This window comes from Mycobacterium sp. TH-M103 (assembly GCF_057473785.1).
Map to the genome: position 1 here is coordinate 1 of NZ_JBYCLG010000155.1, position 25516 is coordinate 25516.

Annotated in this window: 28 protein-coding genes; 17 read left to right on the forward strand and 11 right to left on the reverse strand. The window is 72.5% G+C overall.

Annotated elements, in window-relative coordinates; genetic code table 11:
• Nucleotides 1–841 (reverse strand): NAD-dependent DNA ligase LigA (locus tag AC2VOR_RS08670; protein WP_486963614.1); only part of this gene is annotated, 841 nt, incomplete at its 3' end.
• A 77-nt stretch (nt 842–918) separates the two neighbouring features.
• Between AC2VOR_RS08670 and AC2VOR_RS08675 the strand changes: the two genes are divergently transcribed.
• The gene (locus AC2VOR_RS08675; RefSeq protein ID WP_369739609.1) at nt 919–1167 is read left to right on the forward strand and encodes a type II toxin-antitoxin system VapB family antitoxin; all 249 of its coding nucleotides are present in this window, start codon (nt 919–921) and stop codon (nt 1165–1167) included.
• Complete coding sequence (locus AC2VOR_RS08680) at nt 1154–1582, forward strand: type II toxin-antitoxin system VapC family toxin (RefSeq protein WP_369739610.1); 429 nt, start codon at nt 1154–1156, stop codon at nt 1580–1582. Before AC2VOR_RS08675 ends, AC2VOR_RS08680 begins: the two co-directional genes overlap by 14 nt.
• 13 nt (nt 1583–1595) lie before the next feature.
• Here the strand turns inward: AC2VOR_RS08680 and AC2VOR_RS08685 are convergent, their stop codons facing one another.
• Nucleotides 1596–2618 (reverse strand): uroporphyrinogen decarboxylase/cobalamine-independent methonine synthase family protein, encoded by a 1023-nt coding sequence (locus AC2VOR_RS08685; protein ID WP_486963615.1) that lies wholly within the window; start codon nt 2616–2618, stop codon nt 1596–1598.
• Between the two features lie 100 nt (nt 2619–2718).
• Here AC2VOR_RS08685 and AC2VOR_RS08690 point away from each other — a divergent pair, with 100 nt between their 5' ends.
• Nucleotides 2719–3354: a sensor domain-containing protein gene (locus AC2VOR_RS08690; protein ID WP_369739612.1), complete on the forward strand. Its 636-nt coding sequence runs from the start codon at nt 2719–2721 to the stop codon at nt 3352–3354.
• Here the strand turns inward: AC2VOR_RS08690 and mnmA are convergent.
• From mnmA to AC2VOR_RS08710, 4 genes are read right to left on the reverse strand one after another with little or no spacing between them, the layout of a single operon-like run.
• Nucleotides 3351–4427 carry a tRNA 2-thiouridine(34) synthase MnmA gene (gene mnmA, locus AC2VOR_RS08695; protein ID WP_369739613.1) on the reverse strand — a complete coding sequence of 359 codons (1077 nt, stop codon included), beginning with the start codon at nt 4425–4427 and terminating at the stop codon, nt 3351–3353. The genes AC2VOR_RS08690 and mnmA overlap by 4 nt on opposite strands.
• Nucleotides 4428–5606 (reverse strand): cysteine desulfurase family protein, encoded by a 1179-nt coding sequence (locus AC2VOR_RS08700; RefSeq protein WP_486963623.1) that lies wholly within the window; start codon nt 5604–5606, stop codon nt 4428–4430.
• Nucleotides 5607–5632: 26 nt separating this feature from the next.
• On the reverse strand, nt 5633–6490 hold the full coding sequence (locus AC2VOR_RS08705; RefSeq protein ID WP_486963616.1) for a lysophospholipid acyltransferase family protein: 858 nt from the start codon (nt 6488–6490) through the stop codon (nt 5633–5635).
• Complete coding sequence (locus AC2VOR_RS08710) at nt 6487–7338, reverse strand: GNAT family N-acetyltransferase (protein WP_369739616.1); 852 nt, start codon at nt 7336–7338, stop codon at nt 6487–6489. Before AC2VOR_RS08710 ends, AC2VOR_RS08705 begins: the two co-directional genes overlap by 4 nt.
• A gap of 238 nt (nt 7339–7576) precedes the next feature.
• On the opposite strand from AC2VOR_RS08710, the gene AC2VOR_RS08715 reads away from it, so the two are divergent.
• On the forward strand, nt 7577–8182 hold the full coding sequence (locus AC2VOR_RS08715) for a cryptochrome/photolyase family protein (protein ID WP_369741685.1): 606 nt from the start codon (nt 7577–7579) through the stop codon (nt 8180–8182).
• Nucleotides 8179–8568, forward strand: a complete 390-nt coding sequence (locus tag AC2VOR_RS08720; RefSeq protein WP_369739618.1) for an SRPBCC family protein — start codon at nt 8179–8181, stop codon at nt 8566–8568. Before AC2VOR_RS08715 ends, AC2VOR_RS08720 begins: the two co-directional genes overlap by 4 nt.
• An 84-nt stretch (nt 8569–8652) precedes the next feature.
• On the opposite strand, the gene AC2VOR_RS08725 is transcribed toward AC2VOR_RS08720, so the two are convergent.
• Together AC2VOR_RS08725 and AC2VOR_RS08730 are read right to left on the reverse strand one after the other, a co-directional pair.
• Nucleotides 8653–9609: an electron transfer flavoprotein subunit alpha/FixB family protein gene (locus AC2VOR_RS08725; RefSeq protein WP_369739619.1), complete on the reverse strand. Its 957-nt coding sequence runs from the start codon at nt 9607–9609 to the stop codon at nt 8653–8655.
• 41 nt (nt 9610–9650) lie between these two features.
• Nucleotides 9651–10451: an electron transfer flavoprotein subunit beta/FixA family protein gene (locus AC2VOR_RS08730; RefSeq protein ID WP_369739621.1), complete on the reverse strand. Its 801-nt coding sequence runs from the start codon at nt 10449–10451 to the stop codon at nt 9651–9653.
• 227 nt (nt 10452–10678) lie between these two features.
• Between AC2VOR_RS08730 and AC2VOR_RS08735 the strand changes: the two genes are divergently transcribed.
• The 4 genes from AC2VOR_RS08735 (at nt 10679) to AC2VOR_RS08750 (ending at nt 15788) form a co-directional block, all read left to right on the forward strand.
• On the forward strand, nt 10679–11506 hold the full coding sequence (locus tag AC2VOR_RS08735; RefSeq protein WP_369739623.1) for a class I SAM-dependent methyltransferase: 828 nt from the start codon (nt 10679–10681) through the stop codon (nt 11504–11506).
• Between the two features lie 26 nt (nt 11507–11532).
• Nucleotides 11533–13083, forward strand: a complete 1551-nt coding sequence (locus AC2VOR_RS08740; RefSeq protein WP_486963624.1) for a 1,4-alpha-glucan branching protein domain-containing protein — start codon at nt 11533–11535, stop codon at nt 13081–13083.
• 94 nt (nt 13084–13177) lie between these two features.
• Entirely contained in the window at nt 13178–14422 is a 1245-nt protein-coding gene (locus tag AC2VOR_RS08745) for a glycosyltransferase family 4 protein (RefSeq protein WP_486963617.1), read from the forward strand.
• 13 nt (nt 14423–14435) lie between these two features.
• Complete coding sequence (locus AC2VOR_RS08750) at nt 14436–15788, forward strand: TIGR01777 family oxidoreductase (protein ID WP_369739625.1); 1353 nt, start codon at nt 14436–14438, stop codon at nt 15786–15788.
• A gap of 2 nt (nt 15789–15790) precedes the next feature.
• Here AC2VOR_RS08750 and AC2VOR_RS08755 read toward each other — a convergent pair whose 3' ends face one another.
• The 3 genes from AC2VOR_RS08755 to AC2VOR_RS08765 all read right to left on the reverse strand — a co-directional run bounded on the left by AC2VOR_RS08755 (nt 15791) and on the right by AC2VOR_RS08765 (nt 18205).
• Nucleotides 15791–17236 (reverse strand): GH12 family glycosyl hydrolase domain-containing protein, encoded by a 1446-nt coding sequence (locus AC2VOR_RS08755; protein ID WP_369739626.1) that lies wholly within the window; start codon nt 17234–17236, stop codon nt 15791–15793.
• Nucleotides 17237–17309: 73 nt separating this feature from the next.
• The gene (locus AC2VOR_RS08760; protein ID WP_486963618.1) at nt 17310–17981 is read right to left on the reverse strand and encodes a phosphodiesterase; all 672 of its coding nucleotides are present in this window, start codon (nt 17979–17981) and stop codon (nt 17310–17312) included.
• Between the two features lie 53 nt (nt 17982–18034).
• Nucleotides 18035–18205: a hypothetical protein gene (locus AC2VOR_RS08765; RefSeq protein ID WP_369739628.1), complete on the reverse strand. Its 171-nt coding sequence runs from the start codon at nt 18203–18205 to the stop codon at nt 18035–18037.
• 99 nt (nt 18206–18304) lie between these two features.
• On the opposite strand from AC2VOR_RS08765, the gene AC2VOR_RS08770 reads away from it, so the two are divergent.
• From AC2VOR_RS08770 to AC2VOR_RS08805, 8 genes are all read left to right on the forward strand, one after another.
• Nucleotides 18305–18712: a hypothetical protein gene (locus tag AC2VOR_RS08770; protein ID WP_486963619.1), complete on the forward strand. Its 408-nt coding sequence runs from the start codon at nt 18305–18307 to the stop codon at nt 18710–18712.
• Nucleotides 18713–19036: 324 nt separating this feature from the next.
• Nucleotides 19037–20143: a polyprenyl synthetase family protein gene (locus AC2VOR_RS08775; protein ID WP_369739630.1), complete on the forward strand. Its 1107-nt coding sequence runs from the start codon at nt 19037–19039 to the stop codon at nt 20141–20143.
• Nucleotides 20144–20156: 13 nt separating this feature from the next.
• Nucleotides 20157–21680 (forward strand): phytoene desaturase family protein, encoded by a 1524-nt coding sequence (crtI, locus tag AC2VOR_RS08780; protein WP_369739631.1) that lies wholly within the window; start codon nt 20157–20159, stop codon nt 21678–21680.
• Nucleotides 21677–22630: a phytoene/squalene synthase family protein gene (locus AC2VOR_RS08785; RefSeq protein ID WP_369739632.1), complete on the forward strand. Its 954-nt coding sequence runs from the start codon at nt 21677–21679 to the stop codon at nt 22628–22630. The genes crtI and AC2VOR_RS08785 overlap by 4 nt, the downstream gene beginning before the upstream one ends.
• Entirely contained in the window at nt 22627–22950 is a 324-nt protein-coding gene (locus AC2VOR_RS08790; protein ID WP_369739633.1) for a lycopene cyclase domain-containing protein, read from the forward strand. The genes AC2VOR_RS08785 and AC2VOR_RS08790 overlap by 4 nt, the downstream gene beginning before the upstream one ends.
• Nucleotides 22947–23258, forward strand: coding sequence for a lycopene cyclase domain-containing protein (locus AC2VOR_RS08795; protein WP_369739634.1), 312 nt, complete (start codon nt 22947–22949; stop codon nt 23256–23258). The genes AC2VOR_RS08790 and AC2VOR_RS08795 overlap by 4 nt, the downstream gene beginning before the upstream one ends.
• Nucleotides 23245–23988 carry a class I SAM-dependent methyltransferase gene (locus tag AC2VOR_RS08800; RefSeq protein ID WP_369739635.1) on the forward strand — a complete coding sequence of 248 codons (744 nt, stop codon included), beginning with the start codon at nt 23245–23247 and terminating at the stop codon, nt 23986–23988. The genes AC2VOR_RS08795 and AC2VOR_RS08800 overlap by 14 nt, the downstream gene beginning before the upstream one ends.
• Complete coding sequence (locus tag AC2VOR_RS08805) at nt 23985–25505, forward strand: hydroxysqualene dehydroxylase (protein WP_369739636.1); 1521 nt, start codon at nt 23985–23987, stop codon at nt 25503–25505. The genes AC2VOR_RS08800 and AC2VOR_RS08805 overlap by 4 nt, the downstream gene beginning before the upstream one ends.
• Nucleotides 25506–25516 lie beyond the last annotated feature (11 nt).

The following is a 25516-nucleotide window of genomic DNA, read 5'->3' on the forward strand; positions in this document are numbered from 1 at the left end:
GGATCCGCTCGTGCACGCCGGCGACGCTGTCGACCCGGGTGGTGTGGCTGGAGACGGGCAGTCCCCAGGCACCGAGCGCAAGGTAGGCGTCGTGCAGGGTCGCGGGCCGGAATCCCTCGGTGTGCCCGAGCCCGTGGCAGATCATCCGGAGCCTGCGGCGGGCGGTGACCGCGGGGTCCTTCTGCCGCAGCGAGCCCGCGGCGCTGTTGCGCGGGTTGGCGAACGGCGTTTTGCCCTCCTCGACGAGGCTGGCGTTGAGGGCCTCGAAGTCGGCGAGCCGGAAGAACACCTCACCGCGCACCTCGAGCACCTCGGGTATCGGGTGATTCGGGCCGGCCGTGAGCCGTTCGGGGACGTCGTCGATGGTGCGCGCGTTGAGCGTCACGTCTTCGCCGACCCGCCCGTCGCCGCGGGTCGCCGCCCGCACCAGCCGGCCCTCGCGGTAGACCAGCGACAGCGCCACCCCGTCGATCTTGAGCTCGCACAGGAAGGCCACGTCGGTGCCGACCTCGGCGTGGATGCGGGCGGCCCACGCGTCGAACTCGTCGGTGCTGAACACGTTGTCCAGGCTGAGCATGCGCTCCAGGTGCTCGGCGGAGGCGAAGTCGGTGGCGAAGCCGGCGCCGCCGACCAGCTGGGTGGGCGAATCGGGGGTGCGCAGCTCGGGATAGCGCTCCTCGAGCGCCGTCAGCCGCAGCAGCAGCTCGTCGAACTCCGCGTCGGAGATGATCGGCGCGTCGCGCACGTAGTAGCGGAACTGGTGTTCGCGCACCTCGTCGGCCAGTTCGCGCCACTGCCGCCGAACCTCGGGCGGGGCGGGGCCGGCCTCTGCTGAACTCACCTTGGCAGGCTAACGGAGGGCGCAGACACGGGAGCCGTGCGCATCATGATGCCGATAACTGATGCTATGATGCGCAGGTGCGGACGACGATCAACATCGACGCCGACTTGCTCGCCGAGGCAAAGGTCCTGGCGGCGAAAACATCCCGGCCGCTCGGAGCGATAGTCGACGACGCGTTGCGCGCACTGCTGCGGCGGTGCGGCGACGAAGGCGGCCGCACCGAGTTCCGGTTGCCGACCCACGGCAGCGGTGGGTTGCAGGCGGGCGTCGACCTGGAAGACAAGGACGCCCTCGCCGAGCTGCTGGGCGACAATGCTGCTCCTTGATGTCAACGTCTGCGTCTATGCCATCCGCCGCGACAGCGCCCGGCACGCCGCGTATCGTGCCTGGATGGAAGATCGACTCGTCGGCGACGAGCCGGTCGGGATGAGCGAGCTCGTGCTGTCGGGTGTCATCCGCTTGATCACCAACCATCGCGTCTTTCGACAGCCGAGCACCACGGCTCAGGCGCTCGAGGCGTGCCGCGCTCTCCGAACGGCTCCCGCGGCCGTCGCGCTGCGGCCGGGGCCGCGGCACTGGGACATCTTCGACGCGCTGTGCGACCGGATCGGCGCCAAGGGCAACGCGGTGGCCGACGCCTACCACGCCGCTCTGGCCATCGAGAACGGCGCGACCTGGGTCACCACCGACCGCGGTTTCGCCCGCTTCCCGGGCCTGCGCTGGCGTCCGCCGTTCGACTGACCCGGACGCTCCCCTATCCGGGGCCGATCGCGTCCGGATCCTGCGCGAACGCCTCGGCGGCCTTGCGCGCGAGCCCGATCGCGGTGCGGGCCCACTGCTGGGTCGCACCGGCCAGCCCGCACGCGGGCGTGACGCCGATCCGGTCGCGCAGCGCCGCGCGGGAGAACCCGAGCCGGTCGGTCACCGCGACCACCGCGGCGGCCACCTCCTCGGCCGACGGGCGCCGCTCGGGCGCCGTCACGGCGACCACGCCGAGCATGACGGTGCGGCCCGACTCGACGAACGCGGCGACGCCGTCCAGGTCCGCGGCACCCAGCGTGCCCGTGTCCACCGATACGGCGCTGATCGCACTGCGCTGCAACAGGTTCCACGGAAGCTCCGGAGCGCAGCTGTGTAACAGCACGTCGGCGCCCACCTTGTCGACGCAGGCGTCGAGCAGCGGGCCGGCCACCGCCTCGTCCAGCGCGGGGACCGTGCTCAGCGACGTCACCCCGGTCAGCCGCCCGCCCAGCGCCGTCGGCAGCGACGGCTCGTCGAACTGCACCACCACGGGCGTCTCGAGCCGCCGGGACAGCGCGGCGCGGTGCGCGGCGACGCCCTCGGCCAGCGAGGCCGCCAGGTCGCGCAGCGCGCCGGGGTCGGTGATCGCCCGGTGCCCGTTGGCCAGCTCCAGCCCGGCGGCCAGCGTGATCGGCCCCGGCGCCTGCACCTTGACCACGCGTCCCCCGCCGCGCAGGCCGGCGATCTCCCAGGCCTCTTCGAGCGCATCGGAGTCCTCGTCGAGCAGGCTGACGGCCCGGCGGGTCACCGCCCCGGGCCGGGCGACGATGCGGTAGCCGCGCGTCGTGGTGTCGATGGCCACGTCGATGAGCAACGCCCCGGCCCGGCCGAGCAGATCGGCGCCCACGCCGCGGGCGGGCAGCTCGGCGATGTGGGCGAGCGCGCCCCCCAGTTCGCCGACGACGACCTCAGCCGCCTGCCGCGGGGTGACGCCGGGCCACGAGCCGACGCCGCTGGCGGTCGCGAACACACTCACCGGGCAACCGTATGCGACGCCCCGCAAGACGCGCCCCGTCAGGGGTGTTTGCCGGGGGCCCGCCGGGGTAGTTTCAACCCTGGAACGGACGGTGTGGCGGATGGTGAGATTCACGCGGCCCCTGCTGATCACCGGCGCGGTTTTGCTCACCGCGGCGTGCACGCGGGTGGTGGACGGCACGGCGCTGCCGGGCTACGGCGCCACCCGGCACCCCGTGCACGGCATCGACGTCGACACGGTGCTGCTGGACCAGCCCCGCATGCGCGCGATCACCGGCGCCGGCGAGCACCTCACGATCATCCCGTCGATGGACGGCATCAGCCCGGTGGACATCGACGCGCTGGCCGACAACGCGCCGCAAGAATGCCGGTTCCTGTTCGCCGAGACCGCGACGTTCGGGCCCGACATCGAGGAGTTCCACAAGACGACGTTCCAGGATCCGCCCGAGGGGGCGCTGATCTCGGAGGGCGCCGCCGCCTACCCGGACGCCGACACCGCCCGGCGGGCGTTCGGCGCCCTGGTGGCCACCGTCGGCAACTGCGCCGACAGCCCGGCCGGCCAGCTGCTCGTCGGCGACTGGCAGGCCGACACGCATTCGCTGCACCTGCGCCCCGGCGGCTGCGGGCGCGACTACCGGGTCCTGTCGGTGGCCCTGCTGGAGGTCACCTACTGCGGCTTCCCGCAGTCGGTGTCCGACATCGTGATGACCAACATCGTCGCCAACGTGCCGAATTAGCGCCCGGTGCCCGCGATGGTGGCGCTGCCGATCACCTCGTCGCCGCCGGGATCGGGCCGGTACAGCACCAGCGTCTGACCGCGCGCCACCCCGCGCAGCGGGTCACACAGCCGCACGACCAGCTCGTCGTCGACCAATTCCGCGACCGCACTTGCCGTTTCGCCGTGCGCACGCACCTGCACCGCGCATTCGATTGCGCCGGACGGCGCGGCGCCGGCGGTGAACACCGGCGAGCGCCCGACCAGCTCGACGACGTCGAGGTCGGTAGCCGCACCCACCCGCACCGTGGCGGTCTCGGCGTCGATCGCCGTCACATAGCGCGGGGCGCCGTCGGACCCCGGCCCGGCGATGCCCAGGCCCTTGCGCTGCCCCACGGTGAAGCCGTGCACCCCGTCGTGGGTCGCCAGCACCGCCCCGTCGGCGTCGACCACGCTGCCGGGCCGCACCCCGATGCGCTCGCCCAGGAAGGTCCGGGTGTCCCCGGACGGGATGAAGCAGATGTCGTGGCTGTCCGGCTTTTCGGCGACCGCCAGGCCGCGCCGGGCGGCCTCGGCGCGAATCTGCGGCTTGGGCGTGTCCCCGATCGGGAACACCGCGTGGCGCAGCTGCCCGGCGGTCAGCACCGCCAGCACGTAGGACTGGTCCTTGTCGCGGTCGACGGCGCGGCGCAGCCGCCCCCCGGACAGCCGGGCGTAGTGGCCCGTGGCCACGGTGTCGAAACCCAGCGCGAGCGCCCTGGCCGACAGCGCCGAGAACTTGATCCGCTGGTTGCAGCGCACGCACGGGTTGGGCGTCTCGCCGCGCGCGTAGGACGACACGAAGTCGTCGATCACGTCCGCCTGGAACTTCTCGGCGAAATCCCAGACGTAGAAAGGGATTCCGAGTACGTCGGCGACGCGGCGCGCGTCGGCGGCGTCCTCCTTGGAGCAGCAGCCGCGCGAACCGGTGCGCAGCGTGCCGGGTGCGGCCGACAGCGCCAGATGCACGCCGACCACCTCGTGCCCGGCGTCGACCATGCGGGCGGCGGCCACCGATGAGTCCACACCGCCGCTCATCGCAGCGAGGACCTTCACCTAGGAGGCCCCCGCGGCGGCCAGGGCGGCACGGCGGGCGCGGTCCACCGCGCCGGGCAGCACGGCCAACAGCGCGTCGACGTCGGCGTCGACGCTGGTGTGGCCCAACGAGAACCGCAGCGAGCCGCGGGCGCTGGCCGGGTCGGCCCCCATCGCGATCAGCACGTGCGACGGCTGCGCGACGCCGGCGGTGCAGGCCGAACCCGTCGAACACTCGATCCCGTTGGCGTCCAACAACATCAGCAGCGCATCGCCCTCGCAGCCGCGGAACGTGAAGTGCGCGTTGCCGGGCAGCCGCAACGGATCGGGCGCGCCGTTGAGGCTGACGTCGTCGACGCCGGCCAGCACGCCGTCGATCAGCCGGTCGCGCAACGCCCGCAGGCGCAGGCTGTTGGATTCCAGACCATCCACCGCGATCCGGGCCGCCGCCGCCATCCCGACGACACCGGCCACATCGGCCGTGCCGGAACGGATGTCGCGCTCCTGCCCGCCACCGTGCGACAGCGGCACGCAGCCCACGTCGCGGCGCAGCAGCAACGCGCCCACGCCGGCGGGCCCGCCGAACTTGTGCGCGGTCACGCTCATCGCCGACAGCGCGCCGGCGGAGAAGTCGACGGGCAGCTGGCCCACCGCCTGCACGGCGTCGCTGTGCATCGGGACGCCGAATTCGGCGGCGACGGCGGCGAGCTCGGCGACGGGCAGCACGGTGCCGACCTCGTTGTTGGCCCACATCACCGACACCAGTGCGACGTCGTCGTGGGCCTGCAGCGCCTCGCGCAGCGCGGCCGCCGAGACCGACCCGTCCGCAGCCGTGGGCAGCCAGGTCACCCGCGCGCCCTCGTGTGCGACGAGCCAGTTCACCGCGTCCAGGACGGCGTGGTGTTCGACCTCGGTGGTCACGATGCGGCGGTGACGCGGGTCGGCGTCGCGCCGGGCCCAGTAGATGCCCTTGACGGCCAGGTTGTCGCTCTCGGTGCCGCCCGCGGTGAAGATCACCTCGGACGGGCGCGCACCCAGCCGGTCGGCGATGAGCTCGCGGGATTCCTCGACCCGCCGCCGCGCCGCCCGCCCGCTGGTGTGCAGCGAGGACGCGTTGCCGACCGACCCGAGCGCGGCCGTCATCGCCTCGACGGCGGCGGGGTGCATCGGGGTGGTGGCGGCGTGATCCAGGTAGACCATGACGCGCCCCACGTTACCTGCCTGTGTCAGGCCACCAGCACGTGTCCGTCGCCCTGGCGCCGGGCGGCCCCCACGACCACCGCGGACTGGCAGCGGCCGGCCAGGTCCCGCCGATCGGTGCCCGGCAACTGCAGGGCTTCGACCTGAACCCGCGCCAGCGTGCGGCGCACGGTGAGCAGGCGGCGGATCGACCGCGGCAGCGTCTCGTCGCCGACGAAGGCCGGCACGGTCGACACGCTGCCGTCGGCGTGGTGGTAGGTCAGCCGCAGCGGCTGCACCGGGCGCCCGGTATCGACGGCGGCCTGGAACATCGCCGGGTAAAACGACCCGCGGCCCTGGTGCGATCCCCGGGCCTGTCCGCACCAGGTGGTGCCCTCGGGGAAGGCCACGACCGTCTGCCCCGCGCGCAGCCGCCCGGCGACGGCGTCCACCACCGCGGGCAGGCGCCGCAGGCTGGACCGCTCGATCGGGATGATCTTCAGGATCCGGGCCACCACCCCCGTCCCGCGGCCGGTGAACATGTCGGCGCGGGCCACGAACGACCCTGGCAACACCGAACCGACGGCGAATACGTCCAGCCACGACGTGTGGGGGCTGACCACCAGCACCCCGCGCAGATTGCGGATCGGGTTGCCCGACACCGTGATCCGCACACCGAAACAGCGCAGCACCAACCGGCAGTACAGGCGCTGGACGCGGGTCCGGCCGGGCAGGGGCACCGCCAGCAGCGGCAGCCCCGGCGCCAGCAGCAGCGCCAGCGTGCAGCGCAGCGCCACCCGCAGCGCCACCCACAGGCCAAACTCGTCCTCCGCGGTGCGCCGGCCGATGCAGCCGACGTCGCACTTGTTGTGGGGCAGCCAGGCGTGGCCGGTGGCGGGGTTCACCGCGCACCGCCGGCCGCGTCGGAGGTCAGCTCGGCGGCCGCCGAGACCGACCGCAGCCTGCGCAGGTATCGGGTGTCGGCGCGCCGCTTGTCCAGCAGGACGCAGAAGTCGGCGACGCCGAAGGCCGGATCGTGGGCGGGCTCGCCGCAGACCTGGGCGCCCAGCCGCAGATAGCCGCGCAGCAGGGCGGGAACCGACGGCCGCGCCGGCGCGGGGATGTCGTCGAGGGCCCTGCCGTCGATGACCACCGGCCGGCGCGGATGCACCCGGTACTGCGGCGGCGCCGCGTGCCGGCCCAGGATGAAGTCGCGGACCCCGCGCAGCCGGCTGCCGGGCGCCTCGTCGCCGGTCTCGTCGCCGATCGGCACCGACACGCACCCGGTGACGTAGTCGTAGCCGCAGCGGTCCAGGTAGGCCAGGATGCCGGCCCACATCAGCAGCACCACGCCGCCGTTGCGGTGGCCGTCGCGCACCACGGCGCGGCCCATCTCCACCAGCGACGGCCGTAGCGGGTCGAACGCGCGGAGGTCGAACTCGGTCTCGGTGTAGAGCCCGCCGGCCGCGATCGCGCCCGCCGGCGCCAGCATCCGGTAGCAGCCCACCAGCTCGCCGCTGTCGTCGTCGCGGACCAGCAGGTGGTCGCAGAACTCGTCGAACCGGTCGACGTCGCGCCGTTCGTAGCCGCTGGCCGGCAGGACGAAGCCGGGGGTACTGCTGAGCACGTCGTAGCGCAGCCGCTGCGCCGCCTCGATCATGGCGGGGTCGGTGGACAGCAGCAAAGAGTAGCTGGGGCCGGCCGGCGCGCTGGCCGGTTTGGCGCCGGGTATGAGGACAGAAGCAATGCTCATGTCACGACCGTGTCGCAACCGTTCGGCGAGTCGGCATCGGCGCGCTGACGTGTCGGTGCACGTCAGATGACGAAATGCACGCGCGCGGGGGCGCAGGGGCCCGGCCGCGGTTAACCTGACGCCGACAGAGGTAGGCCGGTTCACGTAGCCGTCACCGACAGTTCGGATGGGGCGGGAGCACCATGTGGCGTAACTCACCGGGGGGCGATGACCGCGGCGGTGGTGTTTCGCCGACCAGCTGGGCCCGCACTTCCTGGACCGGCCCGACCAGCCGGTGCTGCTCGTCGAGTCCCGGGCGGTGTTCGAACGGCGCCGCTTCCACCGGCGCAAGGCCCACCTGGTGCTCTCGGCGCTGCGCCACCGCGCGGTCGAACCCGGCGACCAGGCCTTGTTCTTGCAAACCCGCACCTACGGCGAGGCTCTGGACCGTGTCGCCGGACCGCTCAGCGCCTGCCAGCCGACGTCGTGGGCTGCCGAGAAGTTCGTGCGGTCGCGGCCGGGGATCGAGGTGCTGCCAGCCCGCGGCTCCTGCACGAGCCGCGCCGAGTTCGGCGAGTGGGCCGGGCGGCGTGAGACCCTGCGCCTGGAGGACTTCTACCGCGACGCTCGAGACGCGATGCTCAGCGGCGACCGGGTGATGGCGCACAGCCCGCTGTCGGCCCCCATGAACCTGGGGCTGCTGGACCCCCTGGACTGCGCCCACGCCGCCGAGGAGGCCTACCGCGCCGGGCGCGCGCCGCTCGTCGGCGTCGAGGGCTACATCCGCCAGCTGATCGGCCGGCGCGCTTACATCTGGCACGAGGTCGTCGCCCAGCAGCACCGGCTCGGGCGGTCGGCGCCGTGACGGGCGGCGCCGTCATGCTCACCGCCGAGAGGGTGATCGCGGCGCCGCCGGCGGCGGTGTGGGCGCTGCTAATCGACCTCGACGCGTGGCCGCGGTGGGGTCCGACGATCCGGCGGGCACGGCTCGACGCGCCCCACACCGAATTGGGGTTGCAAGCGACCGGCGCGGTGCAGACCTCGCTGCTGGTCACGGTGCCCTTCGTCGTCACCGAATTCGACCCGGGGCGGCACTGGGCCTGGAAGGTGGCGGGGGTGCCGGCCACCCACCACCGGGTCGACCCGGTCGGCGACGGCGCGCGGGTGAGCATCGCGGTGCCGTGGTGGTCGGCGCCGTATGTGACGGTGTGCTCGGTCGCGGTGCGCCGTATCGAGACGATGCTGGGGTGAGCAGCCCCCCCGCAAGCGGGAGGTACCCCCAGCAAAACCCCCGCGATGCGCGCGGGGGTTTTTGCGTTTGTTCGCGGCGGGGACTCAGCCCTTGCGGGCCTTGATCGCCTCCGTGAGTTGCGGGGCCACCTTGAACAGGTCGCCCACGATGCCGTAGTCGGCGATCTCGAAGATCGGCGCCTCTTCGTCCTTGTTGACCGCGACGATGGTCTTCGACGTCTGCATGCCGGCGCGGTGCTGGATAGCCCCGGAGATGCCCAGCGCGATGTAGAGCTGCGGCGAGACCGTCTTGCCGGTCTGGCCGACCTGGAACTGGCCCGGGTAGTAACCGGAGTCCACCGCGGCGCGCGACGCACCGACGGCCGCGCCCAGTGCGTCCGCGAGTTCCTCGACCACATGGAAGTTCTCCGCGCTGCCGACGCCGCGGCCCCCGGAGACCACGATGGTGGCCTCGGTCAGCTCCGGGCGGTCACCGGCGACCGCGGGCTCGCGGGCGGTGATCTTGGTGGCGTTCTCGGCGGCGGCCGGCACCGCCACGCTGACCTGCTCGCCCGCCCCGGCCTGCGGCTCCGCCTCGACCGCGCCGGCGCGCACCGTGATCACCGGGGTGTCGCCGTTGGCTTGCGCCTCGACGGTGAACGCGCCACCGAAGATGGAGTGGACGGCCTTGTTGCCCTCCTTGACCTCGACCACGTCGACCAGCAGCCCCGACCCGATCCGCGCGGCCAGGCGGCCCGCGATCTCCTTGCCGTCGGCGTTGGCGGCCAGCAGGATGGCGGCCGGGGTGGCCGACTCGGCCAGCGCGGCCAGCACGTCGACGTACGGGGTGATCAGGTAGTTGTCGACCTCGTCGGACTCGGCGACGTAGATCTTGGCGGCGCCGGCCTCCTTGAGCCCGTCGACCAGCGGCTCGGCCGTGGCCGGCTTGCCGATGACGACGGCCGCCGGCTCGCCCAGCGCCCGGGCGGCGGTGATCAGTTCGGCGGTGACCTTCTTCACCGCGCCTTCGGCGTGCTCGACGAGCACCAGTACTTCAGCCATGGGTTCTTCGCTCTTCTCGTGTCTGGGATGTGCCTGGGGTGCTAGATGATCTTCTGGGCGATCAGGTACTGGGCGATCTGGTTGCCGCCCTCGCCCTCGTCGACGACCTTCTCGCCGGCCGTCTTCGGCGGCTTCGGTGTCGACGACAACACGGTCGACCCGGCGTTGGCCAGCCCGACCTCGTCGGCCTCGACGCCGATCTCCGCCAGGGTCAGCACGGTGACCTCTTTCTTCTTGGCGGCCATGATGCCCTTGAAGGACGGGAAGCGCGGCTCGTTGATCTTCTCGGTCACGCTGACCACGGCGGGCAGCGTCGCCTCGAGGGTGAACAGGCCGTCGTCGGTCTCCCGCTCGCCGGTGACCTTGCCGTTCTCGAGCGAGAGCTTGCGCAGGTGGGTGAGCTGTGGCAGGCCCAGGTACTCGGCGATGATGGCGGGTACGGCGCCGCCGGAGCCGTCGGTGGACTCGTTGCCCGCGATGACCAGCTCGGTGCCCTCGATGGTGCCCAGCGCGCGCGCCAGCGCCCACGCGGTCTGCACGACACACGAGCCGTGCATGCCGTCGTCCTTGAGATGGACGGCCTTGTCGGCCCCCATCGACAGGGCCTTGCGGATCGCCTCGGTGGCGCGCTCGGGGCCCGCGGTCAGCACGGTCACCGATCCCTCGACGCCGTCGGCGGACTCCTTCTCCCGGATCTGCAGCGCCTCTTCCACAGCGCGCTCGTTGATCTCGTCCAGCACCGCGTCGGCGGCCTCGCGGTCCAGCGTGTAGTCGCCGTCGGTCAGCTTGCGTTCCGACCAGGTGTCTGGGACCTGCTTGATCAGGACCACGATGTTCGTCATGAGTGTGGCTCGTCCTCCTCGAAGGGGCCCCGCAGCGCCCGGCTGCGCGACCTCGGTACACGATTCGCAACGCACGGCCCTGTTACTACCCGGTAACTTTGCGCGCTCTGCCTTCACACCATAGCGGGTAGTCGTGCGCGTTCCCGCGGCCTGTCCGCCCTCGCGAAGCCAGGGGTGCCCGCATCGCGGTTCGCGAATCAGACACTTCGCGTTAGCCTGCCTATGCGATGAACGCCTCCGTCCCCGACGTTCCCCCCCACCGGTCCGGCGCCGCCCCGGCCAGCGATGCGACCGCACCGGCCGCGCTGACGCTGACGGGCGAGCGCACGATCCCCGGCCTCGACATCGAGAACTACTGGTTCCGCCGCCACCAGGTGGTCTACCGGCGGCTGGCGCCGCTGTGCGCCGGGCGCGAGGTCCTCGAGGCCGGGTGCGGCGAGGGGTACGGCGCCGACTTGATCGCCGGCGTCGCCCGCCGGGTCGTCGCGCTCGACTACGACGAGGCCACGGTGGCCCACGTGCGCGACCGCTACCCCCGCGTCGAGGTCATGCAGGCCAACCTGGCCCGGCTGCCGCTGCCCGACGCGTCGATCGACGTCGTGGTCAATTTCCAGGTCATCGAGCACCTCTGGGACCAGGGCCGGTTCGTGGCCGAGTGCGCCCGGGTGCTGCGGCCGTCGGGGCTGCTGATGATGTCCACGCCCAACCGGATCACGTTCTCCCCCGGCCGCGACACCCCGGTCAACCCGTTCCACACCCGTGAACTCGACGCCGCCGAGCTGGCCGACCTGCTGGTCGCCGGCGGTTTCGCCGGACCCGAGCTCAGCGGCGTGTTCCACGGTCCGCGACTGCGGGAGATGGATGCCCGCCACGGCGGATCCATCATCGACGCGCAGATCGCGCGTGCGGTCACCGAGGCGCCGTGGCCGCCGCAGCTGGCGGCCGACGTGGCCGCCGTGAGCGCCGACGACTTCGAGTTGATCGCGGCCGATACCTGTGACAGCCGGCACATCGATGACAGCCTGGACCTCGTCGCGATCGCGGTGCGCCCGTGAGCCCGGCCGCGCGCCCGGTCCCGGGCATGTTCACCCTGGTGCTGCACACCCATCTACCGTGGCTGGCCCACCACGGCCGCTGGCCGGTCGGCGAGGAATGGCTCTACCAGTCGTGGGCCGCGGCCTACCTGCCGCTGCTGCGGGTGCTGCGTACCCTGGCCGACGAGGACCGCCGCGGGCTGCTCACCCTGGGCGTCACCCCGGTGGTCAACGCCCAGCTGGACGACCCGTACTGCCTCGACGGCATGCACCACTGGCTGGCGAACTGGCGGCTGCGGGCGTCGGAAGCTGCGAGCGTGCGCTCCGCGCCCCGGTCGACGTCGGCCGAATACCCGTCGTGTTCACCGGAAGCGCTGCGCGCGTTGGGGATTCGCGAGTGCGCCGAGGCGGACCGGGCGCTGGACGAGTTCGCCACCCGGTGGCGGCACGGCGGCAGCCCGCTGTTGCGCCGCCTGGTCGAGGCGGGCACTGTGGAGTTGCTCGGCGGCCCGCTGGCCCACCCGTTCCAGCCGTTGCTCACCCCGCGGCTGCGCGAGTTCGCGCTGCGTGAGGGCCTTGCCGACGCGCGGCAGCGACTGGCGCACTTCCCGACCGGCATCTGGGCGCCCGAATGCGCCTACGCCCCCGGCCTGGAAGACGATTACGCCGCCGCCGGGGTCACCCACTTCATGGTCGACGGCCCGTCGCTGCACGGCGACACCGCGCTGGGCCGGCCTGTCGGCGGGTCCGGCGTCGTCGCGTTCGGCCGCGACCTGCAGGTCAGCTACCGGGTGTGGTCGCCGAAGTCCGGCTACCCCGGGCACGCCGCCTACCGCGACTTCCACACCTACGACCACCTCACCGGGCTCAAGCCGGCCAGGGTGACCGGCCGCAACGTGGATTCGGGGGCCAAGGCGCCATACGACCCGGACCGCGCCGACCGCGCGGTCGACGTCCATGTCGCCGACTTCGTCGACGTCGTGCGCAACCGGCTGGCCGCGGAGTCCGAGCGCCTCGGGCGGCCGGCCCACGTCGTGGCGGCCTTCGACACCGAACTGTTCGGCCACTGGTGGTACGAGGGCCCGACGTGGCTGGCGCGGGTGTTGCGCGCCCTGCCCGCCGCCGGCGTGCGGGTGGGCACCCTGCGCGACGCGCTCACCGACGGGTTCGTCGGCGCCCCGGTCGACCTGCCGCCCAGCTCCTGGGGGTCGGGCAAGGACTGGCAGGTGTGGGCCGGGGAGCAGGTGGCCGACCTGGTCCGGCTCAACACCGAGGTCGTCGACACCGCGCTGACCACCGTCGACAAGGCGTTGTCGCAGGCCGCGCCACTGGGCGGCCCGGTCCCCCGCGACCGCGTCGCCGACCAGGTCCTGCGCGAGACCCTGCTCACGGTCTCCAGCGACTGGCCGTTCATGGTGAGCAAGGACTCGGCGGCCGATTACGCGCGCTACCGCGCCCACCTGCACGCGCACGCGGCCCGAGAGATCGCGGGCGCGCTGGCGTCGGGCCGGCGCGACACCGCCGAGCGGCTCGCCGAGGGGTGGAACCGCGCCGACGGACTGTTCGGGGCCCTGGACGCGCGTAGGCTGCCCCGGTGACTTTCGCCTCTTCCCGCGAGCGTGCGTGTCTGCTCGACGACACGCCGCTCCGGACGGCATTCTGCGCACCCTCGCCGCGAAAAGGCGCCCGCGCGTGAAGATCCTGATGGTGTCGTGGGAGTACCCGCCGGTGGTGGTCGGCGGCCTCGGCCGGCATGTGCACCACCTGTCGACCGCGCTGGCCGAAGCCGGTCACGACGTCGTGGTCCTGTGCCGGCGTCCCACGGGCACCGACCCCAGCACGCACCCGACCTCCGACCAGATCGACGAGGGCGTCCGCGTGATCGCGGCCGCACAGGACCCGCACGAATTCGGCTTCGGCACCGACATGATGGCCTGGACCCTGGCGATGGGCCACGCGATGGTGCGGGCCGGGCTGGTTATCAGACGGCACGGCACCAGCCGGCCGTGGCGCCCCGACGTCGTGCACGCACACGACTGGCTGATCGCCCATCCGGCCATCGCGCTGGCCCAATTCTACGACGTGCCAATGGTTTCCACGATCCACGCCACCGAGGCCGGGCGGCATTCCGGCTGGGTGTCCGGGGCGATCAGCCGGCAGGTGCACGCCATCGAGTCGTGGCTGGTGCGCGAATCCGACTCGCTGATCACGTGTTCGGCGTCGATGGGCGAGGAGATCACCGAGCTGTTCGGCCCCGGCCTGGCCGGCATCACCGTGATCCGCAACGGTATCGACGTGACGTGCTGGCCGTTCGCGGACCGCCGCCCGCGCACCGGGCCGGCCGAACTGCTCTACCTCGGCCGGCTGGAATACGAGAAGGGCGTGCACGACCTCATCGCCGCCCTGCCAAGGATCCGGCGCACCCACCCCGGCACCACCCTGACCGTCGCCGGGACCGGCACCCAACAGGGATGGCTCGCCGACCAGGCCCGAAAACACCGGGTGCTCAAGGCGATTCGGTTCGTCGGGCATCTCGGCCACACCGAGCTACTGGCGGTGCTGCACCGCGCCGACGCCGCGGTGCTGCCCAGCCATTACGAACCGTTCGGGATCGTTGCCCTGGAGGCCGCCGCGGCCGGCACCCCGCTGGTGACGTCGGACGTCGGCGGCCTGGGCGAGGCGGTGATCAACGGACGGACCGGCGTGTCGTGCCCGCCGCGCGACGTGGCGAAGCTGGCGTCCGCGGTACGCGCGGTGCTCGACGATCCGGCGGCCGCGCAGCGGCGCGCCCGCGCGGCCCGCGAGCGGCTGACCTCCGACTTCTCCTGGCAGACGGTCGGCGAGCAGACCGCCCAGGTATACCTGGCGGCCAAGCGCGCCGAACGCCAGCCGCAGCCCCGGCTGCCGATCGTCGAGCACGCGCTGCCCGATCGTTAGCTACCTTCGAGGCATGGCTCTGGAATTCTCGAGCGTGGTCGATGCGCCCCGCGATGACGTCTTCGCCTGGTACGCCAGGCCGGGTGCTTTCGAACGACTCTCGCCGCCGTGGCAGCCGATGCGGCTCGTGGCCGAGGCCGCCTCGCTGAAAGACGGACGCGCCGAGCTCGCGCTGCCGGGCGGGCTGCGCTGGATCGCCGTGCACCAACCGGACGGCTACGACCCCCCGCGGCGTTTCGTCGACACCGTCGGCGGCGACGGGATCGCCTCGCTGCCGACGCGCATCGCCATGCGCTGGAAACACATTCACGAGTTCGAGGACCTGGGCGAACGGACCCGGGTGATCGACCGGGTCGAGACGCCGGTGCCCGGTGCGGCGCTGCGCGCGATGTTCGCCTACCGGTACCGGCAGCTGGCCGACGACCTGGCGGCCCACCGGCTGGCGGCCGAGCGAGGCCTCGCACCGCTGACCGTGGCCGTCACGGGGTCTTCGGGATTGGTGGGTTCGGCGCTGACGGCATTCTTGAGCACCGGCGGCCATCGCGTCGTGCGGCTGGTGCGCGGCGCCCCGCGCTCCGGCGACGAGCGGCACTGGAACCCCGACGATCCCGACCCCGACCTGCTGACCGGGGTCGACGCCGTGATCCATCTGGCCGGCGCCTCGATCGCCGGACGGTTCACCGGAGCCCACCGGCGCGCGATCCGCGACAGCCGCATCGGCCCCACCCGCCGCCTGGCCGAACTGGCGGGCCGCACCGACCCCGCGCCCGCGGCGTTCGTCTCGGCGTCGGCGATCGGGTACTACGGGTACGACCGCGGCGATGAGGTCCTCACGGAGGACAGCGGCCGCGGAGACGGGTTTTTGGCCGACGTCGTCGCCGACTGGGAGGACGCGGCCGCGCCGGCCGAGGAGGCCGGGGTGCGCGTGGTGCGGGTGCGCACCGGCATCGTGCAATCCCCCCGCGGCGGCACCCTGCGGCTGCTGCGTCCGCTGTTCTCCGCCGGACTGGGCGGGCGGCTGGGCAGCGGCCGGCAATGGCTGTCCTGGATCGGCATCGACGACCTGGTCGACGTGTACCACCGCGCGCTGTGGGACGACGCGCTGACCGGTGCGGTCAACGCCGTTGCCCCGCAACCGGTTCGCAACGACGAATACACCCACACCCTGGCCCGTGTGCTGCATCGTCCCGCGCTGCTGCCGGTCCCGCCGCTGGGCCCACGGCTGCTGCTCGGCGCGCAGGGCGCCCGCGAACTCGCGTGCGCCAGCCAGCGCGTGCTCCCCCGCAAGCTCGAAGCGGCCGAACACCGGTTCCGCCGGCCCGGCCTCGATCAGACCCTGCGTCACCTGCTTGGGCGCACCGGCTGAGGTCAGGGAGTGCCGTTGATGCTGGCGGAAAATGTATCGACCGCCGCGCCGACGCTGCCGTTCCAGGGCTCGAACCCCGCCTGGATGCTGGTCAGGTACCACGAGCTGTTCACCGACGGCTCCCAGGTTTCGGTGTTGTCGACGAAGCCCAACACATTCATGTTGTTCCACGAGTTGATCGGCGAGTCCGCGACGTAGGAGACCACCTGGTTCTGGCCGTTGTAGCCTTCCCACACCGCGAACTGCTTTCCGTCGATCGTGGCGGTGCCCACATCGGAGCCGACCGGCTGGATGGGGCCGACATGGTTGAACCAGATCATGATCTCCTGCTGGTTGACCGTGGATGTGTTCGGCGTGGGATTCAGCCAGATGTCGTAGGAGGCGTCGTAGGTGCCGCTACTGGGGTAGGTATAGCTGATGCTGCTCGTCGCGGTTTGGATTTGGCTCAGCTGGTCCGGCAAAGGACTGTGCGGGGAGATGTTGTTGTAGGCCCCGCCCAAATAGACCGACGGGTAGGACAGCGGCGCGCCGTTGGTGGGAGCCGAGCCGGTCAGGGCGGTGATCGCGAAACCGGTGGAGCTGACGGTGATCGTCTGCTGCCCGCCCCCGATGTTGTACGCGTTGTTCTGCACTATGTAGGCGTTTTCGATGATGGCCGTTCCGTATTGATCGGAGATCACGGTGCCGCCGCTGGAGCCACCCCCGCCCGTCGACCCGCCGCCGCCGCCCGTCAAGGGCGCGCCGGTCTGACCGTCGCTTCCCGCGCGGCCGATCAATCCTGGCTGCCCGCCCATGCCGCCCGCGCCGGGATTTCCGCCGTTGACGCCCGCGACCGCCTGTCCGCCGGTGCCGCCGTTGCCGCCGTTGCCGACCAGCAGGCCACCATGACCACCGGTCCCGCCCGCCGCACCGGCCCCGCCGGTGCCCCCGTTGCCGCCGTTGCCGAACCACCCGCCGGCCCCGCCGGCCCCGCCGGTCTGGCCGGACGCACCGGTGCCACCGTTGCCGCCGTTGCCGATCAACCAGCCACCCGATCCGCCGGCCTGCCCCGTGCCCGCCATGCCGTTGGCGCCGTTGCCGAACAACGGCCGCCCGGTCAGATCCTTCACCGGGGAGAACCACGGCACCTGGGCGATCGCGTTCTCCAGCGTGCCCAGGGAGGTGGTGTTGGCCGCCTCTGCGGCGCCGTAGGCGCCCTGCACCCGGTGCAGCGCCGCCACGAACTGGGCGTGAAACGCCGCCGCCTGGGTGCCCAGAGCCTGGAACCGTTGGGCGTGTGCGGAAAACACCGCCGCGATCGCCCCCGACACCTCATCTTGGGCCGCGGTCGCCACCGAGGTGGTCGAGACGTCCGCGGCGCTGTAGGCCGAACGCAGCGAGGAGCCGATACCGGCCGCCTGCGACACGGCCGTCGACATCAACTCCGGGTCAAATGCGGTGAATGCCACACCGCAAGACATTAACGCGTTTGTCCCGTGTGGTTGAAAGGGCGGCACGGGTCGGCCTCGATCAGGCCCTGCGTCACCTGCTTGGGCGCACCGGCTGAACTGCTTCGGCGTCGCGGCCCTCCCGGCTGCGCCGGTATGCGCTTTCCCGCAGGCCGGCCAGCCAGGCCGGGCGCAGGTTCAGCCCGGGCGCGAGGTTGACGACCGGGTCGAGCGACACGTCCTCGCCCGGCGCCGGATCGAACGGCCCGGTCATCCTCAGCCGGGCCAGCGGCGTGAAATCGCCTCTGCCGCGAGCTTGGTCGGGCGCCATCTCTATTCCGCCGGCCACGAGCCGCCGCACGGCGGCCAGCGACAGCCCCGGGCCGTCGATGTCGCTGCAGAGCCGCGCCCGCAGCCACCAGGTTCTGCCCCGGTAGCCGAACGGCATGAGGCCGGTCATGGTCTGCCCGGTCCACGAGGTGGCGGGCCGTAGCGCCACCGCCCGGGCCAGCACGCCCGAACCCGAGGAGACGACCAGGACGTCCCATGGCGTCGACGCCTGCAACCGCACGGCCGGGCCGACGAAGCCTTGCAGCGGGCCCGGTGTCCCGGCGGCCTTGGACACCCGCGCGAGCACGCTCGACGAGGCGATCGGCAGCAGCCGTCCGTAGCCGTTGGCGCGCACGCGGATTCTCCGCTCGGCGGTCGCGCTGTTGTGCTCGAGCCATGCGGCGATCGCCGTGTGTGTGGCGCTGAGCGCAGCCATGCCCGACACCCGGCAGCCGCGGCGTCGTCGTGCGGAATCGCGCGCTGTCCCGATCACCGCGTGGTCACGCGCACCCCCGTGGACGGCCGCTGCCCCGGCAACGGGACGTCGATGAAAAGCTGTTGCATGACGGCCTGCCAGGACTCCACCCTGGCCTCCGGTTCGCCGGTCCCCTCGAACAGCCCCACCATCACGGCACCGTCGTCGCCGGCCAGCGCGTACACCGGCCCACCGAAGTCGCCCGCGCGCGAGGCGACGTCGGCGACGACGAACCATCCCCGTTCGACGGAGTCGACGTGGCCGCAGTCCTGTGAACCGTCGAGATGCCGTCGTGGCAGAGCCGCTCGGCCGGTTGGGCGCGGGCGCCCGGCCTGGACTGCAACTGGCGCCCGGTGGGCAGCACGTCGGAGGCGCTGACGTTGTCGCCCAACCCGATGACCTCGTACTCCACGCCCGAGCCGCCGGCGGCGGCGGTCCCCGCGGAGTTGTACCGGGCCACGACCACCGTGCCGAGCACGTTCTGGTGGTCGTCGGTGACGACCGATCCGCAGTCGCGGTTCGACGAATCCCAGCGTGCACACGGTGTCGCCCTGATGGATCTGAATGCCGGGGAAGGCGGTGGCCCCGTGTCGGCGCGGGCCGGCACCACGCGGACGCCAACCGTGCTCGCGACCAGCAACGCGAACCCGATCGCCAGGCGATGGCAGAGGTCGCGAGCGAGGTCCCATTGAACCGGGCCGTCTCTTGCGTCCGTCGGGTATGTGGGACCGGCTACCCGGCGGCGTCTGCGTGAAACGGTCCGCGCCTTCGCCCGCCTCGCCGGTCTCGCGGGAAAAGAACTCTGGCCAACCACCGACTAATTCAGTAGATTAATGTTTAAGTAACTGAATGACACGACGGCCGGCCCACGTCCGCGCCACGACGTCCGCCGCCGCGCGGTGGTTTGATTTCTCGCCAAAGGGGTACATCGCGTGAATCTGAGCCGTTCGAGCCGGAGGCTGACCGACGTTGCCGCAGGTGCTTCGGTGGGGGCCGTGGGCGCTTGTCCACGGCCTTTGCGCAGCGAAGTTCCCGCCGACGGCGTGGCCGCACCACCCGACATCACCCAGCTGGACTCCTGGCGGGCCTGGCTGCGGCGTGCGGTGCTCACCGCGGTCACCGACTTCGTCACCGATCGGTGCGACGAGGAGCTGGGCTCGGCCGGCGTCGACGTGGCCGGCGAGATCCTGCTGGAGTTCCTCGACGGCGGCAAATGCCTGCGCTCGACGTTCATATACCTGGGCTGGCTGTGCGGCGCACCGGCGAGCGACGCGGCCCTGTGGGCGGCCGGCAGCCTGGAGTTGTTGCACGCGTTCGCCCTGCTGCAGGACGACGTGATGGACGACTCGGCGTCCCGGCGGGGCCGGCCCGCTGCGCACGTCCAGTTCGCCGACTGGCATCGCGGGCGCGGGCTGTCCGGCTCGTCGCGCCGCTTCGGGGAATCGGCCGCGGTCCTGCTCGGCGACCTGTGCCTGATCTGGGCCGAACAGATGCTGCGCGACAGCGGGCTGGCGCCCGACCAGCTGCAGCGGGCCTGGCCGCGCTACGACGCCATGCGCAGCGAACTGGCCGTGGGCCAATTCGCCGACCTGGCGAACGACGTGCGCGACCTGCCCACGATGGAGTCGGTGCTGGCCGTGGCCAGGCTCAAGTCGGGTAACTACACCGTGCGCCGCCCGCTGGAGATCGGCGCCGCGATGGCCGGCTGCGGCGAGCGCGTGCTGGGCGGACTGGGCGACTACGGCTGCGCCGTCGGCGAGGCGTTCCAGCTGCGCGATGACATCCTCGGCGTGTTCGGGAGCCCCGCCGTGACGGGCAAACCCAGCGGCGGGGACCTGCTGGAACGCAAGGCCACCAGCGTGGTGGTCGCCGCCCACCAGCTGGCCGACGCGTCGACGCGCCGCCAGTTCCGGGAGCTGATGGACGACGACCGGCTCGACGCGGCCGCCGTCGACCACTGGCGCACCCTGATCCTGTCCACCGGTGCGGTGCAGTGGATCGAGCAACTGATCGCCGAGCGTGTCGCCGCGGCGCGGAAAGCCCTGGACCGCAGCGGGATCGGCGGCGAAATCCGGGGCGCGCTGGTCGACATGGCCGGTGTGTGCACGCGGCGGGCGGCATGAGAGGCTCAAACTGATGCGCACGATACGGGGGCGCACCGACCACGTCGTGGTCGTCGGCGCCGGATTCGCCGGGCTGTCCGCGGCGCTGCACCTGGCCGGCCGCGGCCGCGAGGTAACGGTGGTCGAGCAGCAGCCCTGGCCGGGCGGGCGGGCCGGGCGGCGCGACGTCGCCGGCTACCGCATCGACACCGGGCCCACGGTGATCACGATGCCCGACATCATCGACGAGGTCTTCGCCGCGGTCGGCGAAAACCGTTCGCAGCGGCTCGATCTGCGGCCGGTGGACCCGGCGTACCGGGCGATGTTCGCCGACGGCGGTGCGATCGACGTGCACACCGACGCCGACCGCATGACCGCCGCGGTGCGGGAATTCGCCGGGCCGCAACAGGCCGCGGGCTACCTTCGGCTGCGGGACTGGCTGGACCGGCTGTACCGCACCGAGTTCGACGGCTTCATCTCCGCGAACTTCGACTCCCCGCTGTCGCTGCTCAACGGCCGGCTGGCCCGGCTCGCGGCGATCGGCGGGTTCCGCCGCTGGGACACGATGGTCAAGCGCCACATCAGCGATCCGCGCCTGCGGCGGGTGTTCACCTTCCAGTCGCTCTACGCCGGGGTCGCGCCGCAGCAGGCCCTGGCGGTCTATGCGGTGATCGCCTACATGGACACGGTCGCCGGGGTGTTCTTCCCCCGCGGCGGGGTGCGGGCCCTGCCCGACGCGCTGGCCGCGGCGGCCGCCGACGCCGGGGTGCGGTTCCGCTACGGCACGGCCGTCACCGCGCTGGACCGCACCGTCGACCGGGTCACCGCGGTCCACACCGCGCAGGGCGAGCGCATCGCCTGCGACGCGGCCGTGCTGACCACCGAGTTGCCGCAGACCTACGCGCTGCTGGGCCACCGGCCGCGCCGGCCGCTCGGGCTGCGCGCCGCGCCGTCGGCGGTGGTGCTGCACGTCGGCTGCCGCGCCGCCACCGCACCGCCGCCGGCGCACCACACCATCCTGTTCGGCAGCGCCTGGGAGCAGACCTTCACCGACATCATCCGCGACGGCCGGCTCATGACGGACCCCTCGCTGCTGGTCACCCGGCCGACGGCAAGCGACCCGGCCCTGGCCCCCGACGGTCGCGACCTGCTCTACGTGCTGGCGCCGGCACCGAACCTGTCGCGCGGCGGTATCGACTGGGCGGCCACCGGCGAGCGCTACGCGGACACCCTGCTCGACATCGTGCAGGACAGGCTGCTGCCGGGCCTGCGCGCGGACGCCGAGGTGCTGCACGTCGATACCCCCGCGGACTGGGCCCACCAGGGCATGGCGGCCGGCACCCCCTTCGCGCTGGCCCACACGTTCGCCCAGACCGGGCCGTTCCGGCCGGCCAACACCGTGCGCGGCATCGAGAACGCGGTGCTCGCCGGCTCGTCGACCGTGCCCGGCGTGGGGGTGCCCACTACGCTGATCTCGGGCCGGCTGGCCGCCGACCGCATCACCGGCACCTCCGGGCGGCCGGCGAGACGTTTCGACCTGAAAGCGCGGCGACCATGATCCGCACCGAACTCGACGCCGCGGGAATCACCGACCCGGGGTTGCGTGCGGCGTACCGCCGGTGCCGCCAGATCGCGGCCGAGCACGGTCGCACCTACTTCCTGGCCACCCGGTTGCTCGCCCCGGACCAGCGCCCGGCGGTACACGCGCTGTACGGCTTCGCCCGCCACGCCGACGACATCCTCGACGACCTCGACCCGTCCGTGGACGTCGCCGCGCGCGCGGAAAGCCTCCAGCGGCTCTCCGATCGTTTCTTCGCCGGCGGCGACCTTCGTGAGGAGCCCGTGCTGGCCGCGGCCGACGACACCGTGCGACGTTACGGAATTGCCGCAGACCTGTTCGAGGACTTTCTCGCCTCGATGCGGATGGATCTGTCCGTCACCGATTATCCCGACCGGGCCGCGCTGGACCGGTACATGCGCGGCTCGGCGGAAGTCATTGGGCTGCAGATGCTTCCGGTGCTCGGCACGGTGGTTTCCAGCGACGAGGCGGCCCCGTACGCGGCCGCGCTGGGGCGCGCCTTCCAGCTCACCAACTTTCTGCGCGACGTCGACGAGGACCTGCGGCGCGGCCGGGTCTACCTGCCCGCCGACGAACTCGCCGCCCACGGCGTCGACCGCGAGCTGCTGACGTGGTGTCACGACCACCACCGCACCGACCCCCGGGTGCGCGCGGCACTGGCGGCCCAGCACGACGTCACCCGCGACATCTACCGGTTCGCCGCCGAGGGCATCGCGCTGCTGCAACCGCGTTCCCGGCCCTGTGTCGCCACCGCACTGACGCTCTACTCTGAGATACTCGACTGCATTGAGAGCAGTGATTTCTCGGTGTTCGGCCGGCGCGCCACCGTCGGCATCTCGCGACGGCTGCAGGTCGCCGGCGGCGGGCTGCTGCGGTCGTGGCGCGCGCGGCTGGCCCCCCCCGAGCACCGCAAGCCCGGTGCGGCATGAGCGAGGGCTGGCAATACCTGATCGTGCTGGGGCTGTGCCTGGCGATCACGGCGCCGCTGGAGTTCTTCGGCGCCGGCGTCTACCGCCGGCCCCGGCGGGTCGTACGTGCGGTGGCCCCGGTCGCCGCGGTGTTCCTGGTCTGGGACGCGGTCGCGATCGCCGCCGGGGTGTGGACGTACAACCCGTGCTACATCAGCGGCGTCCACCTCCCGTTCCGGGTTCCCCTGGAGGAGGCGCTGTTCTTCGTGGTGATCCCGCTGTGCGCGTTGCTGACCTACAACGCGGTCACCACGATCCTCGACCGGGCCAGGCGGCGATGACCGGCCTGGGCTACACCCTGCCGGCCGTGCTGGCCGTGTTCCTCGTCGTGGCGCTGGAGTTCGGGCTGCTGCACACCGGGCTCTTCCGGCGGCCCGCCTACTGGCTGTCGATGCTGATCGTGCTCGGCTTCCAGGTGCCGGTCGACGGCTGGCTGACCAAGCGCAGCGCACCGATCGTGATCTACGACCAGCGCCAGACCAGCGGCGTACGGTTCCCGTTCGACATCCCGGTCGAGGATTTCCTGTTCGGCTTCGCGCTGGTCACCGCGGTGCTGATGCTGTGGGAGGGCCGACGTGCGCGTCGCTAGGGCGGGCCTGCCGCGCGGTGAGGTGCCCGGCGCCTTCGACGTCGGCGCCGCCGCCTACGACCGGCTGGTCGGCGCCAACCCGGGCTACCACGCCAACCTGCGGCGGTCGGCGGAACGCATGCGAATTCCCGGTCGCGGCAAGGGTTTACGGCTGCTCGATGCGGGCTGCGGCACCGGCGCGTCGACGGCCGCGCTGCTGTCGGTGGCCCCCGAGGCCGAGATCGTCGCCGTCGACGCCGCCGGCGGCATGCTGGAGGCGGCGCGCGCCAAGCCGTGGCCGCCGTCGGTGCGGTTCGTGCACTCGCGCATCGAGGACCTCGCCGCGCACGGTGAGGTCCGGGGGCCGTTCGACGGCATCCTGGCCGCCTACCTGCTGCGCAACCTCGCCGACCCGGACGGCCAGCTGCGGGCGTTTCGGGCGCTGCTGCGCCCCGGCGGGACCCTGGCGGTGCACGAGTACTCGGTGCGCGACTCGCGCGCCGCGACCAGGATCTGGCACGCGGTGTGCTGGGGCATCATCATCCCGTCGGGCTGGTGGCGCACCCGCGACACCACGCTGTACCGGCACCTGTGGCGCAGCGTGCTGGCCTTCGACGGTGCGGCGCGCTTCCGCCGCCGGATGCTCGAGGCCGGGTTCACCGACGTGGACAGCCAGACCATGCCGGGCTGGGAACGCGACGTCGTGCACACCTTCCTGGGATACGCGCCACCGGAGGACGCGAAACGATGACCGACCGCCGCCGCCAGATCCATCCCGCCCGGCCCGGGCTGCCCGACGCGAGCGGGCTGCCGTCGCGGCCCCGCGCCGTCGTCGTGGGCGCGGGCATCGCCGGGCTGACGGCCGCCACCGGGCTGGCCGAACGGGGGGTCGCCGTGGACCTCGTCGAACGCCAGGAGTACCTGGGCGGGCGGGTCGGCGGCTGGACCGAACACGACGCCGAGGGCGCCGGGCTGCCGATGAACCGCGGGTTCCACGCCTTCTTCCGCCAGTACTACAACCTGCGGGCCCTGCTGCGCCGCGTCGACCCGAAGCTGCGCATGCTCACCCCCGTCGAGGACTACCCCCTCATCGACGGCGCCGGCCGGCGGGACACGTTTCGCGGGCTGCCGCAGCTCCCGCCGTGGAACGCACTGGCGTTCGCGTTGCGCAGCCCGACGTTCCGGCTCGCCGACCTGGCGCGCCTCGACGTGCGCGCCGCCGCGCCGCTGGCGGCGGTGTCGGTGCCCGAGATCTACCAGCGGCTCGACCACGTCGACGCCGACACCTTCCTCAAAGACATCAACTTCCCCGAGTCGGCGCGGCACCTCGCGTTCGAGGTGTTCTCGCGCAGCTTCTTCGCCGAACCGGCACAGCTGTCGGCCGCCGAGCTGGCGACGATGTTCCACATCTACTTCCTCGGCTCCAGCGAGGGCCTGATCTTCGACGTAGCTAACGCGAACTTCGATGCGGCCCTGTGGGATCCGCTGGCCGCACACCTGGGCGGCCAGGGTGTCCGGGTGCACCTTGGCGACCAAGTCTCGCGCGTGGAACCCGCCGCGGCCCAAGGTTTTCACGTGCACACCGCGGCCGGCGAGCGACTGGAAGCCGACGCCGTGGTGCTGGCCCTGGACGTGCACGGCCTGCAGCAGGTCGTGCACGCCTCACCGGGCCTGGGCGACGAGCCGTGGCGCTCCCGGGTCGGCGGGCTGCGCACGGCGCCGCCGTTCCTGGTGCACCGGCTCTGGCTGGACCGGCCCGTCGACGCCGATCGCCCCGCCTTTCTCGGCACCGCCGGTCACGAGCCGCTCGACAACATCAGCGTGCTGGAGCGCTACGAACGCGAGGCAACCGACTGGGCCCGCCGCAATCGCGGCTCCGTGGTCGAACTGCACTCGTATGCCGCGCGCTCGGAATCCACGGCCGGCGCCCTCGACCAACTGCACGCCCTCTACCCGGAAACCGCGGCGGCCCGGGTGCGCCACGAGCGGGTGCTCCGGCGAAGCGACTGCCCGCTGTTCGCCCCTGGCACCCACCAATGCCGTCCGGCGGTGGTCACGCCGCAGCCGGGGCTGGTGCTGGCCGGTGACGGCATCCGCGTCGACCTGCCGGTGGCGCTGATGGAGCGTGCGGCCACCTCGGGCTGGCTGGCCGCCAACCACCTGCTGGGGAGGTGGGGGCTCGCCGGTCACCCGCTGTGCACCGTTCCCACCCGCGGGCGGTCGGCGGTGCTGCGCCGGCTGGCCACCGGCCGGGAGCGCCGACCGTGAGCGCCGCCGAC